General features: G+C 64.9%; 1 pseudogene. It reads left to right on the top strand.

What is annotated here, in order from left to right:
* Positions 1-248, top strand: a pseudogene (locus tag ALMP_RS35350) (sulfate ABC transporter substrate-binding protein); the annotation flags it as partial.

Genomic DNA, 248 nt, shown 5'->3' with positions numbered 1-248 from the left:
ACGAAGGCGGGCGGCAAGAACCTGCGGATCATCGGCGGTTCGGCGTCCGGCGGGGTCAAGCTGGTGGTGAACCCCGCGAAGATCAAGACGTTGAAGGACGTCAAGGGCAAGCGGATCGCGACCCCGCAGCTGGGCAACACGCAGGACGTGGCGCTGCTCAACTGGATCTCGGAGCAGGGCTGGAAGGTCGACGCGGAGAGCGGCAAGGGTGATGTGTCGGTGATCCGTACCGACAACAAGGTCACCCC

The organism is Streptomyces sp. A012304 (assembly GCF_026008495.1).
Classification (GTDB): Bacteria; Actinomycetota; Actinomycetes; order Streptomycetales; family Streptomycetaceae; genus Streptomyces.
The sequence above is the reverse complement of the archived record's forward strand: the minus strand, read 5'-3'. Positions and strand labels throughout refer to the sequence as shown.